This window comes from Stenotrophomonas maltophilia, from assembly GCF_003970865.1.
In the GTDB taxonomy this organism is placed as follows: Bacteria; Pseudomonadota; Gammaproteobacteria; order Xanthomonadales; family Xanthomonadaceae; genus Stenotrophomonas; species Stenotrophomonas maltophilia_AR.
Window position 1 is genome coordinate 1 of sequence record NZ_RXLZ01000141.1, and the last position, 1,363, is coordinate 1,363.

Genomic DNA, 1,363 nt, shown 5'->3' on the forward strand with positions numbered 1-1,363 from the left:
TTTTGTTTGTTCTTTTTTGTTTTTTTGACGGGTGTCCTTTTTTTTTGCCGGGGCCCCCCCACCCGTGAGCCTCAGACCGCGAGGTACGGGGGCGCGCCAGGTTTGGAAACGAGACAGGTCCGGAGACGTCGCAGGCTGGCGGCGGAATCAGCGTTTGGGCGTGTAGCGGCCCTTGGACTGGCTGAGGAAATGATACGTGTTGTTCTTCGAATCCACTTCGAAGCCGACGCCGGACTGTTCCATGCCTGGGCGGGTCATGGTCACCAGGGCGTCGGTGCGGGCGCGGTTTTCCTTCGGGAACACGTCCAGATGGTCGGTGCGGAAGGTGGTCGGCACCGCGCCGGGGCCGGCCGGGCTGTCGCCGGCGACATTGCCGCGCAGCTTCATTTCGTCGCCCTTGGCGCTGAGCCAGCCGGTCTCGGCACGCAGAGTCCAGTGCCTGCCATCCTTGTCCGGCATCTCGAACAACGGCGTGGCGATGTTGATGGTCTGGTCACCGCGCTGGCGTTCCAGCAGCGGCGCACGCAGGGTGGTCGATTCCTTGCCGTGCTCATCCAGGGCGACGATCTGGAAGTCGTGCAGGATGTAATCCACGCCCACTTCCTGGCCGCCACTGGCTGGCCCCTTGTCGCGGTTGCGCAGCGCCGCCCAGCTGCTCAGCAGGGCGGCCAGCAGCAGGCCGATGCCGAGCACGGTGCGCCAGTTCAGGGTCGGCAGGTTCATGCGCCGAACCTCGCCAGTACGGCGTCCACATGGCCCTGCGCGGCCAGCAGGATGTCGCACAGCTCGCGCGCGGCGCCACGCCCACCCTCGGCGCGGGTCTGCCAGTGCACGCGCTCGGCGATCCACGGATGGGCGTTGGCCGGGGCCACGGCCAGGCCGACCGCGCCCAGCGGCGCCAGGTCGGGCAGGTCATCGCCCATGAACGCCACCTGTTCCAGGCCGATCCCATGCTGCGCGCACAGCGCCTGCACGCTGGCCAGCTTGTCGCCCACGGCGATCTGGGTGTCGATGCCGAGGTCGGCGCCGCGCTTGAGCGCGGACTGGCTGTTGCGCGCGGTGATCAGCACGGGGTGGATGCCGTGCTGCTCCAGCAGTTTCAGGCCCAGGCCATCCTGCACGAAGTACGCCTTGCTCTCGTTGCCGTCCTTGTCGTAGTACAGCCGACCGTCGGTGAGGGTGCCGTCCACGTCGAAGCAGGCCAGGCGGATACGGGCCGCGGCGGCGTGCAGGTGGGCGGGGAAGGCGGGGAGCTGTCTCGTTTACACACTTCCTGGCCCACCGGCCGGGCCCCAAGCTCGAGTGTCGCCCTTTGTTGGCAACAAAAAAAAACGAGGGGGATGTTTGGGTTTCCCGTAGTTGT

The 1,363-nt window shown here is 66.8% G+C and carries 2 protein-coding genes; both read right to left on the reverse strand.

Annotated elements, in window-relative coordinates; all coding sequences use genetic code 11:
* Positions 1 to 147: 147 nt before the first annotated feature.
* A complete protein-coding gene (gene lptC / locus EKL94_RS22095) occupies positions 148 to 723 on the reverse strand; it encodes an LPS export ABC transporter periplasmic protein LptC (RefSeq protein WP_126930646.1) in 576 nt (191 codons plus the stop codon).
* Positions 720 to 1,232 (reverse strand): KdsC family phosphatase, encoded by a 513-nt coding sequence (locus tag EKL94_RS22100; RefSeq protein ID WP_126930647.1) that lies wholly within the window; start codon positions 1,230 to 1,232, stop codon positions 720 to 722. Before EKL94_RS22100 ends, lptC begins: the two co-directional genes overlap by 4 nt.
* Positions 1,233 to 1,363: the final 131 nt, after the last annotated feature.